Below are 23,045 nucleotides of genomic sequence, written 5' to 3' on the forward strand. Positions count from 1 at the left end.
GGGCCGGTTTCCCGGCCCCTGTTTCATTTGGCTAGTGATCGATGGCCGCACCCGCTCCGCGCGGGATGCGCACGCTTTCCACCATCTCCTGCACGGCGAGCGGCGGAGCCTTGGTGATCATGGAGACACCGTATGTGACCGCGAAGTTGATGACCATGCCCACCGTTCCTATGCCTTCGGGGCTGATGCCGAAGAACCAGGGAGACACGCCCATGAACTTGGTCTGCACGATGTAGAGCATGGTGAATCCGATGCCGCTGATCATGCCGCTGATGGCTCCTTCCTTGGTCGCGCGTTTCCAGAAGATGCCGAGCACGATGATGGGGAAGAAGGAGGACGAAGCCAGTCCGAAGGCCAGCGCCACGACCTGGGCGACAAATCCCGGAGGGTGGATGCCGAAGTATCCCGCGATGATGACGCCCACGCCGATCATGACCCGGCCCACGAGCAGGCGTATCTTTTCCGAGGCGCCGCGGTTGATGATGCGGTAGTAGAGGTCATGGGAGATGGACGAGGCGATGACCAGCAAGAGTCCGGCCGCCGTGGACAGGGCCGCTGCGAGTCCGCCTGCCGCGACCAGGGCGATGACCCAGGGCGGAAGCTGTGAGATTTCGGGTGTGGCCAGGACCATGATGTCGTTGTCTATGTAAAGTTCGTTGGCGTTGTCGAGAGGCGTGTTCGTGACCAGACGCTGCCCGTGTGCGCCCGTTTCGCCGCTGTAGGTCGGTTTGCCCGCGAAGGCCGCGCCGGCCCGGTAGGTGATGATGCCGTCATTGTTCTTGTCCACCCAGGCCAGAAGACCTGTCTTTTCCCAATTGCCGAACCAGGCCGGTACCGAGGAGTACGGTGTTTCGCTCAGTGCGTTGGTCAGGGTATAGCGGGAGAACGCACCCAGGGCCGGAGCCGTGGTATAGAGGATGGCGATGAAAAGGATGGCGTAGAAGGCCGAGAGGCGCGCGGCCCGGACGCTGGGCACGGTGTAGAAGCGGATGATGACGTGGGGCAGGCCGGCCGTGCCGACCATGAGGCACATGGTGATGGCGAAGACGTCGATCATGGGTTTTGTGCCCGCGCCAAAGGCGCTGGTGTACTCGGCGAAGCCCAGATCCCTGCCGATCTGGTTCAGGGTTTCGAGCAGATACTTGCCCGAGTCGGCTCCACCGAGGATGGTGCCTCCAAAACCTACCTGCGGGATGGGGTTGCCGGTCAGCTTGAGCGAGATGGCGATGGCCGGAATGAGGAAGGCCGTGATCAGCACGCAGTACTGGGCGACCTGGGTCCAGGTGATGCCCTTCATGCCGCCGATGGCCGCGTACAGGAAAACCAGGACCATGCCGATCATGACTCCGGTGTTGACGTCGACTTCCAGGAAGCGGCTGAAGACGATGCCGACCCCGCGCATCTGCCCGGCCACGTAGGTCAGGGAGACGAAGATGGCGCAGATCAGCGCCACGAGCCTGGCCGCCGAGGAGTAATAACGGTCGCCGACGAAATCAGGGACCGTGAACTTGCCGAACTTGCGCAGATACGGGGCCAGGAGCAGGGCCAGGAGCACGTAGCCGCCGGTCCACCCCATGAGGTACATGCAGCCCGCGTAGCCCATGAACGAGATCATGCCGGCCATGGAGATGAAAGAGGCGGCGCTCATCCAGTCGGCCGCCGTGGCCATGCCGTTGGCCAGGGGCGGAACTCCGCCTCCGGCGACGTAGAAGCCCTTGGTGTCCTTGACGCGGGAAGTCCAGGCGATTCCTATGTAGAGGGCGAACGTCGCGCCCACGATGAGATAAGTCCAGATTTGCAGTGACATGTTTCCTCCGGTTGGTCAGTTGCTATTCGTGCACGTCGTATTTCTTATCCAGCCGATCCATGAGCAGAAAGTAGGCAAGGATGATGAGTACGAAAACATAGATCGAGCCCTGCTGGGCAAACCAGAAACCTAGAGGAAATCCGCCAAGATGGAATGCGTTGAGTTGTTCGACGAAGAAAATCCCGAATCCGTAGGATACCGTCGCCCAGATGGCCAAAAGGATGAGCATGTACGTTTTGTTTCTTTTCCAGTAACTTTGCATTGACATATCCATGTTGTCCCCCCTGTGAAAAAAGCGTTGATGAAATGTGGCTTCACCCGATTGAGCTTGGATGTTTTCTGACACGGTTTGCAATGTATTGCATCTGCTTTCCGGTGAATGGAGGGAGAAACAGGTTATTGGCGAATGGAGTCGAATTGGACTGGTGAATGGGAATTTGTTGCCGCTGACCGGGTTGCGGCAACCGTTCGGTTGTAGGTGATAAGTGATGGTAATAAGTGAATGTTCAAGCTAAGTACGTATATTGTGCGGAGGGTCTGGAGGTGTTTTATGGCGGGGAACGGACTCGTTTTGGCCGTGACTTGCGTCAGACGCAGGGTCAGCGGTCGAATTCACGCATTGCCGAGTGAAGGAGAGATATCATGATTTCCATTGTCGTTGCCGACATCACGACATTGCAGGTGGATGCCATCGTCAACGCCGCCAATTCCTCGCTCTTGGGCGGAGGCGGGGTGGATGGCGCCATCCATCGCGCGGCAGGCCCCGAACTCCTGGCTGAATGCCGCACCCTTGGGGGGTGCCCCGCAGGAGAGGCGCGGATAACCAAAGGCTACCGTCTGCCGTCCAGATACGTGATCCACACCGTAGGCCCGGTCTGGAGAGGCGGCGGGCAGGGCGAGCGGGAAGTGCTGGCCTCCTGCTACGCGGCCTGCCTCACTTTGGCGCTGGAGCACGGTCTTGGCAGCGTGGCTTTTCCGGCCATCAGTTGCGGAGCCTACGGTTTTCCGGCGGCTGAAGCCTGCGCCGTGGCCGTGTCCCAGGTCCTGGCTTTTCAGCGCGAGCATCTGGCGCCTGCCTCGGTGGTTTTTGCATGCTTTTCCGAATCCATGCGGCGCTTGTACGAGCAATGCCTTGCCAAAGAAGACGTCCGATGATTCCGGATGCGGGGCGTTTTCTTGATAGAGGTTTGCGTCCGACTTTCGCGCCCTGCGCGGAGCCCCTTTATTTTGCGGGGGGCATGGGCTAGACCTTGGGCAACAAAGCGTTTCGAATCCGCCGCTTATCTGCGATGAGCATCCACTGAACACAATTGCCGGGAAGAACATGAAGATTATCGTCTGCCTGCTGTGCCTTTTCTCCTTTTTTGCCTGCGCCGGGCAACGCGCTCCGGCTCAGGCGCCGGTCGCGGTGAAATCGCCCATTCTTCCCCAGTTCGAGGTACTGAACACCCTGCATCAGCAGTTTCTCGTTTTTCGGGAAGATGACATTTTTCGGCGCTACGGCTTTACGTACAATTCCCCCTACGCCGATTGGTTGCAGCGGGTCCGAGGTCTGGAGCAGGACCCGGTCATGGGTGACGTGGCCCGGCTTTTGGCCGGTCTTTCCATTGCCTACCGCACGCATGGGGCCGGTAGCGAGGTGTACGCGCAGTTCGAGGAACGATTCGACACGGCGCTGCGCGCTCCCGTGGCACTTGAGCCCACGGTTCGGCCCGTGCCCGCGCCCGCCGCGCCTCCGGAACCCGGCGTCACGATTCTTTTCAGTGGCGACACCCGGGGAGACGTGTTTCCGAAGTCCGGCCTGACAGGAGACGTGGGCGGCTTGGCTCGGCGTCCGGCCACGATCGCCTACTTCAGGGAAATGGATCCGGGTGTCCTCCTGCTTGACGCGGGAGACGCCTTTGCCTCGGGATTTGCGGGGGCGCAGATGACAAACAAGGTACTGGTCCGGGCCATGAACCGGATGGGCTACGACGCCATGGGACTCGGGCCGCAAGATCTGGCCATGGGCGAGGTGGCGCTTCGGGAGCTTGTAGGCATGGCGAAATTTCCCCTTGTCTGTTCCAATCTGGAGTTCGGAAAGGGCGTTTCGCCATGGATCAGGCCTTATGCGGTTTTCGAGCGAAACCGGCTCAAGGTAGCCGTCGTGAGCCTATTGCCTTCGATTCCCGGGGCGGTGATTACCGGAGCACGCTTCATTGCCCCGGCTGACGCCCTGCGCGCTCTTTTGCCGGGGCTGAAAAACAGGGTCGACTGCATTGTGCTGCTGACGCAGTTCGGAAGCGAGGACGTGGCCAGCCTGCTTGGCGGAGACGAGGAGGTCGGGGTGATTCTGGGCGACAGTATGGAGTTTTCGCGAGGAAGACCCGCATACATCCCCGCTGTCCCTGGTGGGCGGGGTTTTGGATCTGTGCGTCTTAAGCTCCGGGATGCAGGCATTGCGCGTATCACCCAGTCCATGCCAGTGCTCCTGGGGGCGGAAGCCGATGCGCAAATCCTTGAAATGCTGGATGAACTCGAATAGTTGGAAAAAATGCTTGCTTTTTCAAAAGGGTTTGGGCAGTAACCGTTTTCGCGTTGTGGGGCTGTAGCTCAGCTGGGAGAGCGCTTGAATGGCATTCAAGAGGTCCGCGGTTCGATCCCGCGTAGCTCCACCACTTAAACGCTTAAAAAACATTACGTTTACTTGAATGCCGCAAACGAAAAAGCCGTCCGAAAGGGTGGCTTTTTTCGTTTGCGGCGTTTTTTTTGCCGTACGGCCGCCAGACTGCCTGCATCCTTTCATAATGGCCCAGAATCACTCCAGACTTCCCGCGTCGATCCCCTCCCTCATCTTTCGCCTTTGATCCGCCGCCTCGCTTCTGAGTACAGGCGCTGCTCCCGGCGGGCCTTGGTCGTGGTTTTCAAGGTGGCGCAGCGCAAACCGATTGCCGCTAGAACAGAGCCTCCGGGATTTCGCTTTTGACTGTTACTCTCCTCTTCGAATTACTACTCACCTGTGCCCAGATTATTTTCTCCGTCATTTGAGGATTGTGGTGTTATTTTTGGTCGCGGTTGCATGGTGTTGCAAGCCAGATGATGGTTTTTCAGCTTGCTGTTGCGTGCAGTATTTGCTCGTAATTACAGTATATTGCTGATTTTTATTTTGGATGGTGCAAAAGATTTTCGATGAATTCATTCAATTCTACGCAACAGTTTTCTGATAAGTACGTATCAAATTGAGTAGGGAAGCGTTTATGAAAATACTATTGAATAGGCATTGTAGCTAAGAAGTATATGCAAGTAATGTAAGTACTCATGGGTGAGAATTCATTAATTCTTGCGATATCTAATTTAGAATAACGATAAAAACCATTTTCTTGCAAGAGGTTTTTATGCAAAACCAAAATTTAATAAGCGAACTTGATCAATTACATGTTCATTTGAATGATGAAATTGATCATTACGATGAAGAATTGGATGAATGCAGAATTCTTATTGTAGATGATTTTGAAATCAATATTCTTGTTTTGATCGAGGCGCTTAAATCATACTCAAAAATTTCCGTTTCTCAAGACAGCAAGATTGCTTTTGATTCTTTGTCATACTCGTTGCCAGACATAGTGCTTCTTGATTTGTTCATGCCTGACATGAATGGTTTTGAAATTTGCAAGTATATAAAAAACAATGAACAAACTAGCGATATTCCGATTATTTTCATTACATCAGAACACGATCCTTTAAGCTTGAGTAAAGCTTTTGAGCTTGGAGCTGTGGATTACATAAAAAAACCTTTTGATACGATTGAGGTCAATGCTCGGTTACGAACACACTTGAAGCTTAAAATCGCTGAGCGAAAATTGAAAGAGCATAATGCAAATCTTGAAATAAAAGTGACTGAGAGAACAAAAAAACTTGAAGAAAAAAATATTGAGCTGAATGAAGTAAAGCGGGAAACGATTTTTAGATTATGTCTTGCTGCGGAAATGCGTGATGTAGACACTGGAAATCACATCAACCGCATTCAAGCATACACTGAAGTGATTGCTTTGAAATGCGGAATGTCACGAGAAGAAGCCGAGCAATTGAGCTTGGCAAGCTCAATGCATGATCTTGGGAAAATAGGCATTCCGGATCACATTCTACTCAAGCCGGGCAAGCTCACTCCTGAAGAATCTGAAATCATGAAGCAACATACCGTGATCGGCGCGCGGGCCTTGGCGGATGGAAAGTCTGATTTGTTGCGGGTGGCACACCGCGTGGCCTTGTCGCATCACGAACGCTGGGATGGAAAGGGGTACCCACAGGGCTTGCGCGGAGTGAATATACCCATTGAAGCGCGGATTGTCGGACTTGTAGACGTCTTTGACGCCTTGATTTCACGAAGAGCGTATAAACATGCATTTACTGTGGATGATGCGATTATGATCATTCTCAGCGAGAAAGGAAATCATTTTGATCCCAAGCTTGTGGACATCTTTATCGCATCTTTGAATGAAATAATGGCCATCAAGGACATGTTTTCTTATGAATGAATTTACTTTTTACAAGTCAATTATATCGAAATATGCATCATTTCTTGATGAATTGAATTTGGATTTATTATCAATGCGTACCTCTTGCGGGAATCATAGCATTGAAGACGATGGTCGGTGAGGCGCGTGCATCAAAGAAGGTAGTGGGGCCGTAAATGAACGCCAGGATCGTTCCGGTCACTTCAAGGGAAACGACGATGCAAGGGAGAGATGAAATGAACTCGCACAAGAATCGGCCGGAATTTCAGGCTCAAGTTGAAGGAATAGTTCCCGAGAGCGGCCCGGAAGCTCCTGCCGCACCAAAAATTGAATTGACCCGACGGTCCGAAGCACAGGGCAAAGATGGCGGGGTCTATGGGTTCGTGGGTGAGTTGCGCGATCTTGATACCAAGGATCAGTTCGTGGCCAATATTATTTTGATTGCCGCCATACTCTTGTTTGTTGTTGCTATTTCGTGGGCCGCTCACGCGCCGCTCGATGAAGTTGTGCGCGGTTTTGGCAAGGTCATCCCGTCATCCGATATAAAGCGTGTCCAAAATTTCGAGGGAGGAATTGTCAAAGAGATTCTGGTCCGCGAAGGGGAGCTGGTTTCAAAGGGGCAACTGCTCATCCTGCTGGATCAGATCCAGATGGAATCCAGATTTCGGGAACAGCACTCGGGCTACCTTGATTCGATTCTCGCCATCGCCCGCTTGGAGGCTGAACTGAACGCAAGGGAGGACATGGATTTCCCCGAAGAGATCCTGAAGCAAAAGCCGCACCTCGTCGAGAACCAGCGTCGGCTTTTGCGTTCGCGAAATGACAGTCGCCGCAGCGCATTGAGCGTGCTTGAGTGTGAGCGTGAGCAACGCTCGCAGGAGCTCAAGGAGCTCAGGAGTAGGCTTGATTTTCAGCTGAGAACCCATGCTCTGCTCAAACAGGAAGTGGAGATGATTCGCGAGATGACGGCCAAAGGCGCTGCTTCGGACATGGATCTCCTGCGGGCGCAACGCGAATTCTCCGACCTTTCCGGCCAGATTGCCGATACGCGTATCGCAATCCCCAAGGTGATCGCGGCTGTCGAGGGGGCGAATCACCGCATCGAGGAAGAAAAGGGCAGGCAACGCTCCGCCATATTGGACGAACTCACCGCGATTCGCACGGAAATGGAAGGAGTGCGAGAGACCTTGCCCGCGCTGGAAGACAAAATGGACCGCACGAGTGTCAGGTCGCCGGTGGACGGCACGGTCAAGCGGGTTTTTGTGAGCACGATCGGAGAAGCAGTCGGTGCCGGCAAGGAGATGCTTGAAATCGTGCCGAGAGAAGACTCTCTGTTGGTAGAGGCAAAAGTTTCACCGCGAGATATCGCATTTCTTTATTCCGGTCAGGCTGCCGATGTAAAAATCACGGCGTACGATTTTTCAATCTTCGGGAGCATGCCGGGCATCGTGGAACACATAAGCGCCGATGCCATCACGGACGAGCAGCAAAAACAGAGTTACTACCTCATAAAGGTAAGAACGGAGAAAGCATCCCTTAAAGGGCGGGATGGAGAAGAACTTCCGATCATACCAGGCATGGTGGCGGAGGTGGACGTACTCACCGGAAAGAAGACCGTGTTGGAATATATTCTGAAGCCTATCCTCAAAACAGCGCAAAGCTCGTTACAGGAAAGGTGATGGGACGTACTTACTACGGAGAAAGGGCATGAAAAAAACGATTCTCTTGGTCGAAGATGACCTCCTGTTGCGCAAGGGATTGAAAACCATGATTGAGATGCGGGGCGGCTTCAGTATCGACGCGGATACGGGCAGTGGAAAGGAGGCGCTGAGGCTTTTTGGAATGGTCCACCCGGATATTGTTTTGCTCGACCTGCGACTTCCCGACATCCCCGGCACGGAGGTGCTGCGGCAGTTGAAACAGGCGGCGCCGAAGGTTCCCGTTATCTTGCTGACCATTTGCGAAGAGAACGAACTGCTTTTCCAAGCTCTTGCCCTTGGCGCCAACGCCTATGTGCTCAAGGGGGCAGGGCCGGAGGAATTGTTCCTGGGGATTCACTATTCCCTGAAAAACGAGGTGTTTATAAGCCCGAAATTGGCCAAGATAATTGTCGATGATTATCTTTTGGTCAACCAGCATCGCAAATCCCTTCCTCCTCTGCACAATCTTACGGCACGGGAAAAGCAGATAGTGAGGCTTATTATTGACGGTAAAAAGAGCAAGGAGATTGCCGATATTCTATTCATCAGCATCAAGACCGTGAATAAACACAGATCAAATATTCTCGTGAAACTCGGAATTCACAATCTTTCTGAGCTTCGCCAAAGAAAACTTTACGTATTGGATACTATAATTGACGAAAGTCAGAAAAAAAAATTGAAAAACTAACGCAGAAGAAAATATGAAAAATTTCATATCCGCATAAAAGATTATTTGTTTATGAAAAATTCAAAATCCTTCGGTTCATATTTTTAATAGTGAGCGTGGGATTTTTTATTTGTAGCAAGATTTTTCATTATCGCAAAAAAGTCGCCATCCCCGTAAAGAAGGGGATGGCGACTTTTTTACTACATGGCCCGCCTACCCATGCTGGGCACAAGTACGCGGGGATGACTCTCAGGTTCTTTCGCTACTTTTTTGCAGTGCGGTCTTGGTCTGCCTTTGGTCGGGTCATGTTTTTTTTGTGCCCGATTCAGGCCGGGGCTATGCTTCCGCGTAGGCTTTCAAGGCGAGCAGGCCCTTGCGAATTTCGTCCGCGCCAATGCCCGAATAGGCAAGGCGTACGAAGCGCCGTTTCTCGCCGGGCAGAGGGCGGCCGAAGTGCAGGCGCGTGCAGAGCGAGACGCCCGTCCTGACCAGGACGTCCTCGGCGAAGGCCGCATAGTCGGTGCCGAAGCCCTTGTTCGCCATGAGTTCCGTGACTTCAGGGAAGAGGTAGAAGGTCGCTTCGGGCCTGGGACAGCTCACGCCCGGCATGGAGTTCAGCAAATCAACGGCAATGTCGCGCCGTTCCTTGAGGGTTTCAAGGATGGCTCTGGGACCGGACTGGTCGCCGGTCAGGCCTTCGAGGGCTCCGTGCTGGATGAAATGGTTGGAGCAGGACTCGTCGTTGACGTTGAGCTTGGCGATGATGTCGATGACCGCCTTGGGTCCGATGGCAGCACCCAGGCGCCAGCCCGTCATGGCGAACTTCTTGGAGAAGGTGTAGAGGATGATGCTGCGTGCCCGCATGCCGGGAATGGAGGCCAGCGAGGAGCTTCTTCCGCCGTAGCGGATGTCGAAATAGGCCTCGTCCAGAAGAACTGACAGGTTGTGGCGCATGGCCAGATGGGCCAGGCGTTCGCGCTCCTGCGGCGTGCATTCGGCCCCGAGCGGGTTTTGCAGGTCGTTGATGATGATGGCCCTGGTGCGCGGCGTGACCAGGCTCTCCAGGTAATCGAGGTCGATGTGGAAGCCCGCGTCGTCGCGTACGTAGCGGTAGGGCACGGCGACCCCTCCGTGGTATTCGATCTGGGACTCGTAGATGGGGTAGCCGGGATTGGGGTAGAGGACCTCCTCGCCGGGGTTCATGCAGGCCATGATGAACTTGCCGATGACGGGCTTGCCGCCTGGCTGGATGGCCACATTTTCCATGGAGTAGTCCACGCCCCTGGCCGCGCTCACATCCCCGGCCAGGGCATCGCGCAGTTCCGGGATGCCGGGGCTTGGGCAATAGCCGGTCTTCCCGGCGCGCATGGCGCCGCAGGCGGCGTCCATGACGTTTTGGGGCGTCGGGATGTTCATGTCGCCCAGATGGAAGGGGAAGACCTCGTGGCCGGCGGCCTTGTGCGCGGCTGCGCGGGCGGCCACGGCAAAGGCCGTCTCGGTGCCGAGTCGTGCGATTCTGTCTGCGATGCGCATGGATGACCTCACTTGAGTTTGAAAATTGCTGATTCGATGAAACGCCAGGCAACCGGATAGTCCTCGCCGTGCATGAGCCGGGTGATCTCGTCCTCGATGCTGTCCAGCATGGTTCACACGGCATTGGTCAGGCGCGCATTGGCCTTGAAGGTGCGCCTGATGTCCCCGTGGGCAGGCGAAGTGTCCGATGTCAGATAATCGTTGTACCCGTATCGTCGGAGGTAATGGAGGAGCTTCACGTATTCAAGGTATTGTTTGGTGTCGCAGAAGCAATCCAAGTTCCCCCTGCCATTTTTATAATATTGGCAAAATCGTTGTCTTCTTCAATAAAAAGCGCATATTATTCTTTTAAAAATAAGTATTTACCCTGATTGTGGGTCGAGGATTTTCTCTGCACTGTCACGACGCAAACACGGGACGGAATCGTCTTTCCCGTCATGTCTATCAGGCCACACTGTGCGTCCGTGCGCGCAGGATTGGTGATGAGTCCTGCCATGACCGTCTACGCGTTGAAATCCAAGTTTCAGAATATGCTCCGCCCCGCCTGCCGATTTCTGGCGGATAATGGTGTGACGGCAAATCAGGTCACTGTCTCGGCCACGATCTTGTCTGCGGCTGCGGGCAGTCTTGTCTGGCTTTCCGCAGGGGCACGGTGGACCCTTGCGGTTGTTCCATGCGCCTTGTTCGTGCGGATGGCCCTCAATGCTCTGGACGGGATGCTGGCGCGGGAGCACGGAATGGGGTCCGATGTGGGCGCCATGCTGAACGAATTGGGCGACGTGGTCTCCGACGTGGCGCTGTATCTGCCTCTTGCCGTGGTGCCGGGGTGCTCGGCGCCGTTGGTCGTGATGGCCGTGGTGCTGGCGGCGCTCAGCGAGATGGTCGGGATTCTCGGTGTCCAGTTTGGGGGCGGTCGGCGATATGACGGCCCCATGGGCAAGAGTGATCGTGCTGCGGCCTTTGGTCTGCTCTCGCTGGCCTTTGCGAGCGGGGCGCCGCGAGAGGCCTGGCCTCATGCTGTTATGATCGGGATTGTCATGCTGCTGGTCGTCACGATTTTCCGGAGGGCCGGGAAGGCTTTGCAGGGAGGAGTGGCATGATCGCGCTTCACGCGTTGCCTCCTTCCAGACTCTTCATGATCTCCACACTTGCCGTCCTGGCCGTGGTCACCCTTGGTGTGGCCCTGAAGGATGTACATCGCTCCGGCCAAGACAGGCAACGCAGCGAAGTGCTGGTGCGCACGAGAACATGGTGGCTCATCGTGCTTCCGCTGTTCGGAGCCCTGTCCGCCTCACGGGGTGCCGCGATCAGCTTTTTCTGCATCGTGTCCTATCTGGCATTCAAAGAGTACCTCACGTTCATTACTACCAGAAGGGCCGACCACAGAGTCCTGTTCTGGGCTTACCTCGCCATACCGATCCAGTATTATTTTGCCTATATCTCCTGGTACGGGATGTTTATAATCTTCATTCCGGTCTACTGCTTCCTGCTGCTCCCCGTCAGGATGTTGCTACGCGGGGATACGCAAGGGTTTCTCAAGGCCGTGGGAACGCTGCATTGGGGCCTCATGACCACGGTGTTCAGTCTGAGCCATGCGGCCTTTCTGCTTACCCTTCGCGGCGAGGATGTGGAGGGCGACTACGGAGTCAGTCTGGTTCTGCTCCTCGTCATTCTGACGGAAGCCAATGATATCGCTCAGTTCTGCTGGGGCAAGGGGTTTGGTCACGCCAAGGTGGTGCCTTCGGTCAGTCCGAACAAAACATGGGCGGGTCTGATCGGCGGCGTGGCCACCACGGCGCTGCTGGCGTGCCTGGCTGGCCCTTTTTTCATCTCGATGACGGTGTTGCAGGCGCTGCTGGCAGGGGGGCTGATCGGCATTTCCGGCTTTTTCGGGGACATCTGCGTCTCGGCGATCAAGCGCGACATCGGCATAAAGGACACGGGTAACATGCTGCCCGGTCACGGCGGCATTCTGGACCGGGTGGACAGCCTGACGTTCACGGCCCCGGTCTTCTTCCATTTCATCTACTACACGTATCACTGAGACATGAAAGGCATTCTCAGATTGCTTTGGTTCACCCTGTTCGCCAGTCCCCTGATTTTTTTGATCATGGGGGTGAACGTCAGAAACCGCCAGGGCCTTGGCACAACTTCTCCGTCCATCGTGGTCGCAAATCACAACAGTCACCTCGACGCTCTGGTCCTTATGTCGATGTTCCCCCTGTCCAGTCTGAGAAAAGTGCGTCCGGTGGCCGCGCAGGACTATTTCCTGAGAAACAGGTGGCTGGCCTGGTTCGCCCTGAACGTCATCGGCATCATTCCCTTCATGCGCTTGGCCGAGGGGCGCAGGGATGATCCCTTTGCCGCCTGCTCGGCGGCGCTGACAGGCGGGGAGACTCTTATTTTCTTTCCCGAGGGCAGCAGGGGGGAGCCGGAGCGCATGGCCGAATTCAGGACCGGGATTGCGCACTTGGCCAGACGGCATCCGAATACACCTGTAATCCCCGTCTTTCTGCAGGGAACCGGTAAATCACTGCCCAGGGGCGAATGGGTTCTGGTTCCTGTCATTTGTGACGTTGTCGTCGGGGCCGCGTTGCATTGGGACGGGTGTCGCAAGAGTTTCATGAAACGTCTCGCGGACAGCTTCGAAAGGTTGGCGTCGACAGTGAGCCGCCATGGTGTCGACTGAGGCCTGGCCTGTAGCGGGCACAACAGATTCGGGAGGAGCATTATGGAGTGGATCGAATCCGAAGGAACATTCTCCAGCTGGGATGGCGCTAAGTTGTTCTATCGCAGCTGGCGTTCGTCAGAGACGACTGACAGGGCGCTGATCTTCCTGCATCGCGGGCATGAGCACTCCGGGCGTCTGGCCCGTGCGGTGCAGGAGTTGGGGCTGGGCGATTTCAGCGCCTTTTGCTGGGACTTACGGGGGCATGGCCGATCACCGGGAGACCGGGGACACGCAGAGAACTACTACGATTTGGTCAGAGACTTGGATGCGTTTGTCCGTTTCGTTTGTGTCGAACATGGTATTTCGGCCGAAAATATCGTCATCGTGGCCAACAGCGTGGGCGCGGTCACGGCCTGTGCCTGGGCGCACGACTTCGCGCCGCGAATTCGGGCCCTGGTCCTGCTCGCCCCAGCTTTCCGCATCAGGCTATATGTCCCCATGGCCATGCCGCTGCTGCGCATGCTTCTCAAATTTAAGGAGAAGGCCTTTGTCAGCAGCTACGTGAGCGCGGCCATGCTGACTCACGACTCCGAGCAGCGGCGTCTCTATCGAACAGACCCTCTGATCACGCGTCGCATCTCCGTCAATGTCCTTGTGGAGATGCACGACACGGCCGGTCGGATCATGGACGACGCCGCCGCCATCACCACGCCGACGCTGATTCTCGCGGCGGGGTCGGACTGCGTCGTCGAAGCCGAGGCCCAGAGAAAATTCTACAGAAATCTCGGGGCGACCCGGAAGGAAATGCACGAGTATCCCGGCTTCCATCATGCCCTGCTTCACGAGGCGGGCCGGGATTGCATCATGGAGGATATCCGCGAGTTCGTCATCCGGTCCTTTACGGAGGATGTGGACCGCTCGCTTCTGCTGAACGCACACAAGGGTGGCGCTATGCGCGTGGAGTATGACCTGCTCCGGCAGTCCACGTCAGCTCTAAGGACAGCGTTCTTTTCTATGCAAAAATATGCGTTGCGGGCGCTGGGCAGGCTGAGCCGCGGAATCGCGATCGGTCTGGAGACCGGTTTCGATTCGGGGAGAAGTCTTGATTACGTGTATGAAGACCGCGCCCGTGGCCTCGGCCGCATAGGCCGGGCCATCGACCGCGCCTACCTCGACGCCATCGGCTGGAAAGGCATCCGCATGCGCCGCCGCCATCTGGAAAAACAGCTTCACGTCGTGATGGACAATCTTGAAGCCGCTGCGTCCCAGGTCACGCTTTTGGATGTTGCAACAGGCTGCGGCCGCTATGTCCTGAGCGTCCTCAAGGCGCGGAAGGGCGAAGTCGATGCGACTTTGCGGGATTGGGATGTCGGAAATCTGGAGCAGGGCCGGGCGCTGGCTTCAAGCCTCGGTCTCGGTAGAACGTGTTTCGAACGGGCCGACGCCTTTGACCCGGAGTCGATCCGGGCGGTCATCCCGCGTCCCAATGTGGTCATCGTGTCCGGCCTTTACGAATTATTTCCTGACAATGACCTGGTTCTCGCTTCCCTTACGGCCATCGGCGAGGTGACCGAGCCGGGCGGGTACCTCATCTATACGGGGCAGCCCTGGCATCCACAGCTTGAGGTCATCGCCAGGGTCCTGCCCAATCGTGACGGCGCGTCATGGATCATGCGCCGCCGTTCCCAGGCGGAACTGGACGAGATGGTCAGGTCGGCCGGATTCGAGAAAATCGGTATGGAGATCGACCCATGGGGAATATTCACCGTCTCGACGGCGCGTCGCGCCAGGGACTGACAGAGGCGGCTCTCGTCGCCGCATTCACGTCTGTGCTGTTCATCACGGTGTACGGAGGCTGTTCATGGCTGACTTCGCTGCGCGGCGATGTCGGGTCCGTAGTCTTGGCGTGGGAGCGGATGATTCCTTTCGTGCCCCTCATGATCATTCCGTACATGTCCATAGACCTGTTTTTCGTCATGGCGCCCTTTGTCTGCAAGAGATCTGACGAACGCCGGATGTTCGCCAGGCGCATCGGTTTCGCCATTCTGATCGCGGGTCTGTTTTTTTTGTGCTTCCCGCTGCGGTTCGCCTTCGAACGCCCGGCACCTGACGGATGGCTTGGAGCGATCTTCAGCTTTTTGCACGCGTTCGACCGTCCGTACAACATGTTTCCTTCGCTGCATATCGCGTTGCAAGTCATTCTCGCCGAAGTGTACGCAGCCGCCACCACGGGGTTGCTGCGATTGGCCCTGCTCGCATGGTTCGGTCTGGTCGGATTTTCGACCGTTCTCACCTGGCAGCATCATGTCGTCGATGTCATCGGCGGCTTCGTTCTGGCCGTATTCTGCTGTTACCTTTTTTCGCGTGGTCCGAGGGAACATGGAACCACGAATTATCGTGTAGCGCTTCTCTACGGTATTGGCGCGGTCTTGTTCGGCCAGGCAGCGGCAGCAACGGGGCATCTGCTTCCGGCGTGGCCAGCCGCGGCAATGCTTCTGGTCTGCAGCGCATACTGCGGGCTTTTTCCCAACGTGTATCGCAAGCACGGCGGTCGTTTGCAGCTGTGCTCCCGCATCCTGCTGGCTCCCGTCATTCTCGGCCATTTCGTGTCGCTGGTGTATTACTCCCGTCGGTCCGGTCCATGGAACGAAATACTTCCCGGTCTCTGGATGGGCCGAAGACTGTCTGATGCGCAGGCGCGTCAGGCAATCGGCCTGGGCGTTACCGCAGTTTTGGATCTGACGTCGGAATTCTCCGAGGCTCCTTCCTTTCGGGCCGTACGCTATCTGAATGTGCCCATCCTCGACCTGACCGCCCCGACCAGCGTCCAGTTCGCCGAAGCCGTCTCGTTCATCAAAAACGAAATGGAGCGCGGAACGGTCTATGTGCACTGCAAGGTCGGATATTCGCGCAGCGCTGCGATCATCGGCGGTTATCTCATCGAAAAGGGAGACTGCGGGGATGCCCGTGATGCGGTTGCTCTGTTGCGCGGGAAGAGGCCTGGTCTGGTAGTGCGTGACGAAGTCGTGTCTTTTCTGCAAACGTGTACGGTTCTGGACTGATGTCCGTCAGGCGGAAATGAAAGGAATCCTCGTAATCATCCAGTGTATCATCGCTGCCGGTTTCGCGATCCCGGAAAGGATCGTGATCCCGGTGGTCGGGGTGACACCCGGCGACTGGAACCGGAAATCCTTCTGGCATGAGTCGTGGGGCCTGTCCGGGGTCCACAAGGGCATCGACATCTTCGGCCGCCTGGGGACAGTCGTGACGAGCGCCACGGCGGGCATTGTGCTTTTTGTCGGGAGCATCGCCCGGGGCGGCAACGTGGCCGTGGTGCTGGGGCCGAAATGGCGTCTGCATTATTACGCCCACCTGAACTCCATCACGGCGTTCGCGCTTCGTCTTGTCCCGCGCGGCGGCGAACTGGGAACACTCGGCGATACCGGCAACGCACGCGGCACGCCGCCCCATCTGCACTACTCCGTAGTACGCATTTTTTCCGTCACGTGGGACATCGACGGTTCGACGCAAGGATTCTGGAAGGCGTTTTATCTCGATCCTGATCCATATCTCTTCGGCATACCATGTTTTTTCGCTTCAAGGCCCACAGCAGCTGAGTATCGATGTTTTATCCGACGCAACCGAGAACGAGGATACCGGTAATGAAAAGTCTGAGTAAAATGTGCGCATTCACTCCCTACATCCTGGTGGTGCTCCTCAACGCGATCACCGATCTGGGGCACAAAATCGTCGTTCAGAACACGGTCTTCAAGACCTTTTCGGGAACTGAACAGATCGCACTGACCGCCACAGTGAACGCCCTCCTGCTACTGCCGTTCATTCTTCTTTTCACTCCGGCCGCCTGCATCGCCGACAGGTTCTCCAAGAGCCGGGTCATCAGGATTTCCGCGGCCGCTGCGATCCCTCTGGCAGTGCTGATCGTGATCTTTTACCATGCGGGGCTGTTCTGGCCAGCTTTTCTCATGACATTCTTGCTGGCCGTGCAGAGCGCCTTCTATTCTCCAGCCAAGTATGGCTACATCAAGGAAATGACAGGACAGGAGGGTCTTACACAGGCCAATGCCGCCGTGCAGGCGGTCACCATAGTGGCGATCCTCCTTGGCGCAGTGATTTTTTCCATGTTTTTCGAGGCGTTTTTGCCGGAAACCATGCCCGCTAGTCCGCATGAAATTCTGAGGGCCATCGCTCCGTGCGGTTACATTCTGGTGGCCGGAACCGTCCTGGAAACCATCCTCGCCTTCCGGTTGCCGGAAATCCGTCCTGGAGACCGAGAGGTCGCGATCGACAGCATGAAATACCTCCGGGGAAGGTATCTGCGGGACAACGTGAAGTTGCTCAGGGAAAAGCAGGTCATCTGGCTCTCTATCGTCGGGTTGACCATTTTCTGGTCCGTGAATCAGGTCCTTCTTGCGACCTTTGGGGCTTATCTCAAGGATGTCGCCGGGGAGATGAACACGGTCGTGACCCAAGGCATGCTGGCTCTGGGCGGCTTGGGCATCGTCGTTGGTTCCGTAATGGCGGGCAAGGTGTCGCGCAATTTCATCGAGACCGGCACCATCCCCTTGGGAGCCATGGGCATGACCGTGTGCCTCTTCCTGTTGCCGAACATCGAGAGTCGGGCACTGCTCTGCACGCTCCTTTTCGCTTACGGCGTCTGCGGGGGGCTTCTGGTTGTGCCGCTCAATGCCCTGATCCAATTCTCGGCCCGGGACCGGGAAATGGGGAAAATTCTGGCCGGAAACAATTTTCTCCAGAATATCGGCATGCTGGCCTTTCTGGGGCTGACCCTTGCCATGTCGCTCGCAGGCATTGGCAGCGTGCCTATTTTCTATATTCTCGCAGTAGTCGCTCTGGCCGGCACTATATATACGCTCGGAAAGCTGCCCCAGTCCCTGATGCGGTACCTGCTCTACATTCTGTTCTCCCAACGTTACAGGTTGTCGGTGGTCGGACTCAACAGCCTGCCGGCAGACGGCGGGGTGCTGCTGCTGGGGAATCATGTCAGCTGGATCGACTGGGCGGTGCTGCATCTGGCCGTCCCGCGCCGTTTGCGTTTCGTCATGGAGCGCTCCATCTATGAGCGCTGGTACCTGAAGTGGTTTCTCAGGCGCCTGGGCATGATTCCCATTTCCTCGCGGGGCAGCAAACAAGCCCTGCGGGATGTGGCGGCGGCCCTCAAGGCTGGTGAATGCGTGGTTATCTTCCCCGAAGGCGCCATCAGTCGCAACGGACAACTCGGCGAGTTCAAACGCGGTTTCGAGATTCCGGCCCGCGAGTCGGAATGTGTGATCGTCCCCTTCTATCTGCGCGGTCTCTGGGGCAGCCTGTTTTCCTTCGCCGGTCCGCGACTGCGGGAGACGTCACGCATCCGCGGCATCCGTGACGTGACGGTCTGCTTCGGGCCACCGATGGCCGCAGCGAGCTCGGCTTTGGAAGTCAAGAAAATCGTTTCCAGGCTGTCCATCGCGGCCTGGAAGGAGTATTCTCAAACTTTCGATCCCCTACACATGGCCTGGCTCAAGACAGCCAAGCGGTATCCGGGGCGGCGCGCCGTGGTCGACTCGACGGGGAGCGATATGTCCCAGCGCATGCTTCTGGCCACGTGCATTTTCGCCTCCCGCATGCTGAGAAAAAGGACCGTCGGCCAGAAGAACGTGGGTGTGCTTCTGCCGGCCAGCGTCGGAGGGGTCATCGCCAACATGTCCCTGCTTATGCTCGGCAAGACAGTGGTAAACCTCAACTACACCACGGGGCCGGACACGCTGCCGGGGATTCTCGAGCGGGCGCATATCGGGACCATCGTGACATCCGAGGCGTTTCTCGCCAGACTCCGGGGCAGGGGGATCGACCTGGACGGGATTCTGCGGGACCGTGAGGTGTTTTTCATGGAAACGCTGCGCTCGGGCATCGGCAAGGGCGCTTTTATCGCTACCATGATCGCGTCGCAGGTTCTGCCCGCCTTTGTCCTGCGGCTTCTCTTTTTTCATCGGGTTTGCCTGGAGGATACTGCGGCCATTCTCTTCAGCAGCGGTTCCGAAGGATCACCCAAGGGAGTCATGCTCACTCACGAGAACATCATGGGCAACATCAAGCAGGTGGCCAGCCTGTTCAACGCCCGGGATCATGATGTCTTCCTTGGGACGCTGCCGCTCTTTCACGCTTTTGGCCTCACGGTGACCACGTTCATGCCGCTGATTGAAGGCATACCTGTGGTCTGCCACCCCGATCCCACGGACGCCTACAGGATCGGATGCCTTGCCGCCGAACATCAGGCGACGTTCCTCTGCGCCACCCCGACATTTCTTGGCCTCTACGCCCGCAATCAGAAACTGCACCGTCTCATGTTCTCCTCTCTGCGTCTGGTTGTCGCCGGTGCGGAGAGGCTCAGCGACGAGACACGTCGGGCCTTCAAGGAAAAGTTCGGGTTGGAGATTCATGAAGGCTACGGCACCACGGAGACCACTCCGGTGGCCAGTGTGAATACCGTGGACGTGCTTAACACCAATGGATTCTCGGTGCAGGTGGGCTCGAAGCCGGGGACGGTGGGCCTGCCATTGCCAGGAAGCGCCTTGCGCGTCGTGGATCCGGAAACACTTGAGGATCTGCCCACAGGGGAAGCCGGCCTGATCCTCATTGGCGGCACTCAGATCATGAAGGGATATTTTGATGACGAGACCAGGACAAGGGGCGCCATTGTCGAGCAGGACGGCATCCGTTGGTACAAGAGCGGCGACAAGGGACGTATCGATGAGGACGGCTTTCTTGTAATTATGGACCGTTATTCGCGTTTCGCAAAAATCGGCGGGGAGATGGTCAGCCTGGCTACCGTGGAGGAAGCGTTGCTTCGCGCCGCCCTTGCGGGTGCCGAATGCGTGGCCGTAGCCGTGCGCGACGTGAAAAAAGGGGAACGAATTGTGGCCCTGGTCAGTGGCATGAATGAGCCTGCGGTTCTCAGGAAAACCATGATCGAAAGCGGGACGAATCCGCTCTTAGTCCCTGACAAATTTTATGCCGTTGAGGAAATCCCGAAGCTCGGGACCGGCAAGAAGGATCTTGCAGGCGCAAAAGCAATGGCGCTTGAATTTGCGACTGCGTAAGGGAGAGTTGAGTCGTCGTTCTTTATCAGTCTCTTATTGTTAAGCAATTTTTCAAGTTGCTCGACGTTGCGAAGATGTCTTGACGGAGCGCTCAGGTTTTCTTCTGGCCTTCTTGAAGATGCGAGGTGCATTTGTCCAATTATCGCATTGCTTCCATGGTGCTTCATTTCATATGAAGCGGATGAAGAGTGGCCACGGAGGCTTTAGAGCAGTCCGGTCAGCCAGTACAGCGTGGGCAGTACCACGATCAGAGCCAGGGTGGAGGCGAACCAGCAGGCGTTGGCCAAGTCGATGTCCAGGTCGTAGATGGATGGCGGGATGAGGGCCGTGAAGGCCACTGGCATGGAGGACAGGATGAGCACGACCTTTAGGGGTGCGCCGCCCATGATGCTTCCAAATCCCAGGGCGGCCGCAGCTCCTGTGGCCATAATGGGCATGCACACGAATTTGATGCCCATGATGACCGCGCATTCTCGCAAATACTTGCTCAGGCGTGTGAAGCGCATGGCAAGGCCGATGGAGAAAAGCATCATGAGCGACCCTGTCGGCACGAGGATGCTGTTGAGCAGTGGGAAGAAGGAGGGGCGCTCAAGGCCGGAAAGGTTGAGGATTCCCCCGAGCAGCATGGAGGACAAGGCCACGATGATGAACGGGTCGGTCACGACGCGCCGCAGGCCCGCCATGGCCCCGCCGCCCTGCCTTCCGCCCTCGGCATAGGCCCGGGCCAGGGGGAAGCCGAAGGAGAAATAGACGATCTCTTCGAAGAGCTTGTAGGCCGGGACCAGGGCGAAGGCCGCCTCGCCCAGGAAGGTGTGGCAGACCATGGCCCCGATGGCCCCGATGTTGGTGAAGGAGCCGCAGCAGTAGAAGGCTCCGGTCTGACGTGCGCTCAGGCCCAGGGGCCTGGCCGCGGCCAGGGCCAGGAAGCCGCCGAGCAGGAACACCGAGGCCCCCACGAAGGGCATGGCCACCAGTTCCACGTCCCCCAGGGACAGGTTCCAGATGGCCCCGCAGTAGGTCAGGGGCAAAACCCATAGCAGCGCCGCCTTCTGCAGGCCCACGCGCAGCCGCGGCATGTCGACGGGCAGGTTCAGTCGGCCTGCGTCCACGGCCATGCGCACGAGCCAGCCCAGGCCCAGGCCGGTGACGATGACGGTCAGGGAGAAGAGAACTTTGTCCATGTCGTGTGCTTGCGTCAGCCGCGTTTGCTTCCGCGGAAGGCCACGTCAAAGGCCGTCTCGGTGCCGAGTCGTGCGATTCTGTCTGCTATGCGCATGTGCTCAACTCATTTCAGTTTGATGATTTCAGCTTCCAATCCGTCCAGCGCCGTGCGGTGAAACGCCGTTACCCTCTGCCTCTTGATCTGCCCCGGGTCGGCTGCGAGGGCCGCGAATCGGGCCTGCCGCTCCTAGAATTTCCGCCACGCCTGCTCGCACCCGGGTCTTCCGACCGTTCATTGCGTCTGCCGCGTCCCTTCGACTCCGGTTTTGAATCAGCTCCGGATTTGCCGCGTCCCTTCGATTCCGGTTTTGAATCAGCTCCGGATTTGCCGCGGGCGTCCGGCTTGTCGCTCCTTCTGCCACGCGCACTCGATTCGGGCTTCGCGCCGGTGCCGGATCCACCTTTGGCGTCGGGTTTCTCCTTCCTTGCGCCGCGCGGCTTTGATTTGGAGCCCGAATCCTTTTCGGAGTCTGACTTTTTGGAGCTTCCGGACTTCACGCGCAGTTTGGCGTCCGATTTCTTGGCCACCAGCGCCTTGATTTCCCTCGGGGCGTTCCTCTCGCTCTTCATGTTGCCTGGCCGGTAAAGCACGAAATCGGGAAGGTCGCTGTCTTCCGTGAATCCCTTGACCGCTTCCACGGGAATCTTGTTGCGCAACAGGTTCTCTATGGCCAGCAGGAGATTGTGCTCCTCGGGGCTGACCAGGGACACGGCGATGCCGCTGACACCGGCCCGGCCTGTGCGGCCGATGCGGTGCACGTAATCCTCGGGAGAGTTCGGAATATCGTAATTGACCACGAAGGGCAGGTTGCTGATGTCGAGTCCGCGAGCCGCCACGTCCGTGGCCACGAGGATGTGGATCTTACCGTCCTTGAACTCTTCGAGGGTGCGCTTTCTGAGCGACTGGCTCTTGCTTCCGTGCAGGGCCGCGACGCTGATCCCGTGCGCGGCCAGCTTGTCGGTCAGCCTGTTGGCCCAGGTCCGGGTGCGGGCGAAGACCAGGATGCGGTCCTGGTTCTGCTTTTCGATGAGGTGCAGCAGCAAGGGAAGCTTGTTGTCCTTGTTCACCATGTGCACCTTCTGCACGACCGCTTCTGCCGCGGCAGTGTCGGGCGTGACCTCTATGTATTCCGGCTTGTCCAGCATCCGCGCGGCCAGCGCCTTGATTTGTGGCGTGTAGGTGGCCGAGAAGAGCATGGTCCTGCGGTCCTTGGGCAGAAGGTCCAGGATGGTGTTGATCTCGCCGCTGAATCCGAGGTCGAGCATCCTGTCGGCTTCGTCAAAGACCAGAAATTCGATGGACGCGAGGTTGAGATGCTCCTGGGTGGCAAGGTCGATCAGACGCCCCGGGGTGGCCACCAGGATGTCGATGCCGCGTTGCAGTCGCGCGATTTGGGGTTCGATGCGCACTCCGCCAAAGGCCACGGTACAGCGCAGGGAGACCTTGCGCGCATAGGCCTTGATGCTCTCGCCGACCTGTAGGGCCAGTTCCCGCGTGGGGGTGAGGATCAGGGCGCGGGGGTGGTGGCCGTTGCCGCGCGTCTGTCCCAGAATCTGGACGATGGGCAGGCCGAAGGCATCTGTCTTGCCCGTTCCGGTCTGAGCGCGGGCCAGGATGTCCCGCCCGGAGAGGATGACGGGTATGGCCTGAGCCTGGATGGCGGTGGGGGCTTCATAGCCCTTGTTCTTGACAGCTTTCAGAAGTTCGACCCGCAGGCCAAGTTGATCAAATGACATAATATTCCTTCGACGGTGGGTGATGAAAAAAGTGTGTGGGCGAACCGGGGTGTCCGGAGATTGGATTAAGTCCGAAAAAATGGGATGCGGATTTGAAT

18 protein-coding genes and 1 tRNA gene are annotated in these 23,045 nt (G+C 57.2%); 13 read left to right on the forward strand and 6 right to left on the reverse strand.

Going from position 1 to position 23,045, the window contains the following annotated elements; genetic code table 11:
- Window positions 1–31: 31 nt before the first annotated feature.
- Both BMZ24_RS17060 and BMZ24_RS17065 read right to left on the reverse strand, forming a co-directional pair.
- On the reverse strand, window positions 32–1,807 hold the full coding sequence (locus tag BMZ24_RS17060; RefSeq protein ID WP_092193971.1) for a sodium:solute symporter family protein: 1,776 nt from the start codon (window positions 1,805–1,807) through the stop codon (window positions 32–34).
- A 22-nt stretch (window positions 1,808–1,829) separates the two neighbouring features.
- Window positions 1,830–2,081: a DUF4212 domain-containing protein gene (locus tag BMZ24_RS17065; RefSeq protein ID WP_092193972.1), complete on the reverse strand. Its 252-nt coding sequence runs from the start codon at window positions 2,079–2,081 to the stop codon at window positions 1,830–1,832.
- A gap of 368 nt (window positions 2,082–2,449) precedes the next feature.
- Here BMZ24_RS17065 and BMZ24_RS17070 point away from each other — a divergent pair, with 368 nt between their 5' ends.
- The 6 genes from BMZ24_RS17070 (at window position 2,450) to BMZ24_RS17095 (ending at window position 8,688) form a co-directional block, all read left to right on the forward strand.
- Entirely contained in the window at window positions 2,450–2,962 is a 513-nt protein-coding gene (locus BMZ24_RS17070; RefSeq protein ID WP_092193973.1) for an O-acetyl-ADP-ribose deacetylase, read from the forward strand.
- 169 nt (window positions 2,963–3,131) lie between these two features.
- Complete coding sequence (locus BMZ24_RS17075; protein WP_092193974.1) at window positions 3,132–4,331, forward strand: bifunctional UDP-sugar hydrolase/5'-nucleotidase; 1,200 nt, start codon at window positions 3,132–3,134, stop codon at window positions 4,329–4,331.
- A 57-nt stretch (window positions 4,332–4,388) separates the two neighbouring features.
- Window positions 4,389–4,464: transfer RNA gene (locus BMZ24_RS17080), tRNA-Ala, on the forward strand.
- Window positions 4,465–5,181: 717 nt separating this feature from the next.
- The gene (locus BMZ24_RS17085; protein ID WP_092193975.1) at window positions 5,182–6,321 is read left to right on the forward strand and encodes a response regulator; all 1,140 of its coding nucleotides are present in this window, start codon (window positions 5,182–5,184) and stop codon (window positions 6,319–6,321) included.
- 215 nt (window positions 6,322–6,536) lie between these two features.
- Window positions 6,537–7,979, forward strand: a complete 1,443-nt coding sequence (locus BMZ24_RS17090) for an HlyD family type I secretion periplasmic adaptor subunit (protein ID WP_092193997.1) — start codon at window positions 6,537–6,539, stop codon at window positions 7,977–7,979.
- Between the two features lie 28 nt (window positions 7,980–8,007).
- A complete protein-coding gene (locus BMZ24_RS17095) occupies window positions 8,008–8,688 on the forward strand; it encodes a response regulator (RefSeq protein ID WP_092193976.1) in 681 nt (226 codons plus the stop codon).
- A gap of 315 nt (window positions 8,689–9,003) precedes the next feature.
- On the opposite strand, the gene BMZ24_RS17100 is transcribed toward BMZ24_RS17095, so the two are convergent.
- Window positions 9,004–10,200 (reverse strand): pyridoxal phosphate-dependent aminotransferase, encoded by a 1,197-nt coding sequence (locus BMZ24_RS17100; protein ID WP_092193977.1) that lies wholly within the window; start codon window positions 10,198–10,200, stop codon window positions 9,004–9,006.
- Between the two features lie 113 nt (window positions 10,201–10,313).
- Window positions 10,314–10,478 (reverse strand): hypothetical protein, encoded by a 165-nt coding sequence (locus BMZ24_RS19725; RefSeq protein WP_153304617.1) that lies wholly within the window; start codon window positions 10,476–10,478, stop codon window positions 10,314–10,316.
- 216 nt (window positions 10,479–10,694) lie between these two features.
- On the opposite strand from BMZ24_RS19725, the gene BMZ24_RS17105 reads away from it, so the two are divergent.
- The 7 genes from BMZ24_RS17105 to BMZ24_RS17135 are packed head-to-tail and all read left to right on the forward strand — an operon-like array spanning window position 10,695 to window position 19,989.
- The gene (locus BMZ24_RS17105; protein WP_092193998.1) at window positions 10,695–11,300 is read left to right on the forward strand and encodes a CDP-alcohol phosphatidyltransferase family protein; all 606 of its coding nucleotides are present in this window, start codon (window positions 10,695–10,697) and stop codon (window positions 11,298–11,300) included.
- Window positions 11,297–12,244, forward strand: coding sequence for a phosphatidate cytidylyltransferase (locus BMZ24_RS17110; RefSeq protein WP_208599878.1), 948 nt, complete (start codon window positions 11,297–11,299; stop codon window positions 12,242–12,244). The genes BMZ24_RS17105 and BMZ24_RS17110 overlap by 4 nt, the downstream gene beginning before the upstream one ends.
- A gap of 3 nt (window positions 12,245–12,247) precedes the next feature.
- On the forward strand, window positions 12,248–12,889 hold the full coding sequence (locus BMZ24_RS17115) for a lysophospholipid acyltransferase family protein (protein WP_143077946.1): 642 nt from the start codon (window positions 12,248–12,250) through the stop codon (window positions 12,887–12,889).
- Window positions 12,890–12,931: 42 nt separating this feature from the next.
- Complete coding sequence (locus BMZ24_RS17120; RefSeq protein ID WP_092193978.1) at window positions 12,932–14,668, forward strand: bifunctional alpha/beta hydrolase/class I SAM-dependent methyltransferase; 1,737 nt, start codon at window positions 12,932–12,934, stop codon at window positions 14,666–14,668.
- A complete protein-coding gene (locus BMZ24_RS17125; RefSeq protein WP_092193979.1) occupies window positions 14,623–15,933 on the forward strand; it encodes a phosphatase PAP2/dual specificity phosphatase family protein in 1,311 nt (436 codons plus the stop codon). Before BMZ24_RS17120 ends, BMZ24_RS17125 begins: the two co-directional genes overlap by 46 nt.
- 16 nt (window positions 15,934–15,949) lie before the next feature.
- A complete protein-coding gene (locus BMZ24_RS17130) occupies window positions 15,950–16,534 on the forward strand; it encodes a M23 family metallopeptidase (RefSeq protein WP_092193980.1) in 585 nt (194 codons plus the stop codon).
- On the forward strand, window positions 16,534–19,989 hold the full coding sequence (locus BMZ24_RS17135) for an acyl-[ACP]--phospholipid O-acyltransferase (protein WP_092193981.1): 3,456 nt from the start codon (window positions 16,534–16,536) through the stop codon (window positions 19,987–19,989). The genes BMZ24_RS17130 and BMZ24_RS17135 overlap by 1 nt, the downstream gene beginning before the upstream one ends.
- Before the next feature lie 203 nt (window positions 19,990–20,192).
- Here the strand turns inward: BMZ24_RS17135 and BMZ24_RS17140 are convergent, their stop codons facing one another.
- Both BMZ24_RS17140 and BMZ24_RS17145 read right to left on the reverse strand, forming a co-directional pair.
- On the reverse strand, window positions 20,193–21,170 hold the full coding sequence (locus BMZ24_RS17140; protein WP_092193982.1) for an AEC family transporter: 978 nt from the start codon (window positions 21,168–21,170) through the stop codon (window positions 20,193–20,195).
- Between the two features lie 163 nt (window positions 21,171–21,333).
- Window positions 21,334–22,947 (reverse strand): DEAD/DEAH box helicase, encoded by a 1,614-nt coding sequence (locus tag BMZ24_RS17145; protein WP_092193983.1) that lies wholly within the window; start codon window positions 22,945–22,947, stop codon window positions 21,334–21,336.
- Window positions 22,948–23,045 lie beyond the last annotated feature (98 nt).

It is taken from the genome of Desulfomicrobium norvegicum (genome assembly GCF_900114595.1).
In the GTDB taxonomy this organism is placed as follows: Bacteria; Desulfobacterota; Desulfovibrionia; order Desulfovibrionales; family Desulfomicrobiaceae; genus Desulfomicrobium; species Desulfomicrobium macestii.

Excerpts from the sequence above, each read along its gene's own strand:
- BMZ24_RS17060 (WP_092193971.1), bottom strand. The coding sequence starts at position 1,807 with ATGTCACTGCAAATCTGGACTTATCTCATCGTGGGCGCGACGTTCGCC.
- BMZ24_RS17065 (WP_092193972.1), bottom strand. The coding sequence starts at position 2,081 with ATGGATATGTCAATGCAAAGTTACTGGAAAAGAAACAAAACGTACATG.
- BMZ24_RS17070 (WP_092193973.1), top strand. The coding sequence starts at position 2,450 with ATGATTTCCATTGTCGTTGCCGACATCACGACATTGCAGGTGGATGCC.
- BMZ24_RS17075 (WP_092193974.1), top strand. The coding sequence starts at position 3,132 with ATGAAGATTATCGTCTGCCTGCTGTGCCTTTTCTCCTTTTTTGCCTGC.
- BMZ24_RS17085 (WP_092193975.1), top strand. The coding sequence starts at position 5,182 with ATGCAAAACCAAAATTTAATAAGCGAACTTGATCAATTACATGTTCAT.
- BMZ24_RS17090 (WP_092193997.1), top strand. The coding sequence starts at position 6,537 with ATGAACTCGCACAAGAATCGGCCGGAATTTCAGGCTCAAGTTGAAGGA.
- BMZ24_RS17095 (WP_092193976.1), top strand. The coding sequence starts at position 8,008 with ATGAAAAAAACGATTCTCTTGGTCGAAGATGACCTCCTGTTGCGCAAG.
- BMZ24_RS17100 (WP_092193977.1), bottom strand. The coding sequence starts at position 10,200 with ATGCGCATCGCAGACAGAATCGCACGACTCGGCACCGAGACGGCCTTT.
- BMZ24_RS17105 (WP_092193998.1), top strand. The coding sequence starts at position 10,695 with ATGACCGTCTACGCGTTGAAATCCAAGTTTCAGAATATGCTCCGCCCC.
- BMZ24_RS17110 (WP_208599878.1), top strand. The coding sequence starts at position 11,297 with ATGATCGCGCTTCACGCGTTGCCTCCTTCCAGACTCTTCATGATCTCC.
- BMZ24_RS17115 (WP_143077946.1), top strand. The coding sequence starts at position 12,248 with ATGAAAGGCATTCTCAGATTGCTTTGGTTCACCCTGTTCGCCAGTCCC.
- BMZ24_RS17120 (WP_092193978.1), top strand. The coding sequence starts at position 12,932 with ATGGAGTGGATCGAATCCGAAGGAACATTCTCCAGCTGGGATGGCGCT.
- BMZ24_RS17125 (WP_092193979.1), top strand. The coding sequence starts at position 14,623 with ATGGGGAATATTCACCGTCTCGACGGCGCGTCGCGCCAGGGACTGACA.
- BMZ24_RS17130 (WP_092193980.1), top strand. The coding sequence starts at position 15,950 with ATGAAAGGAATCCTCGTAATCATCCAGTGTATCATCGCTGCCGGTTTC.
- BMZ24_RS17135 (WP_092193981.1), top strand. The coding sequence starts at position 16,534 with ATGAAAAGTCTGAGTAAAATGTGCGCATTCACTCCCTACATCCTGGTG.
- BMZ24_RS17140 (WP_092193982.1), bottom strand. The coding sequence starts at position 21,170 with ATGGACAAAGTTCTCTTCTCCCTGACCGTCATCGTCACCGGCCTGGGC.
- BMZ24_RS17145 (WP_092193983.1), bottom strand. The coding sequence starts at position 22,947 with ATGTCATTTGATCAACTTGGCCTGCGGGTCGAACTTCTGAAAGCTGTC.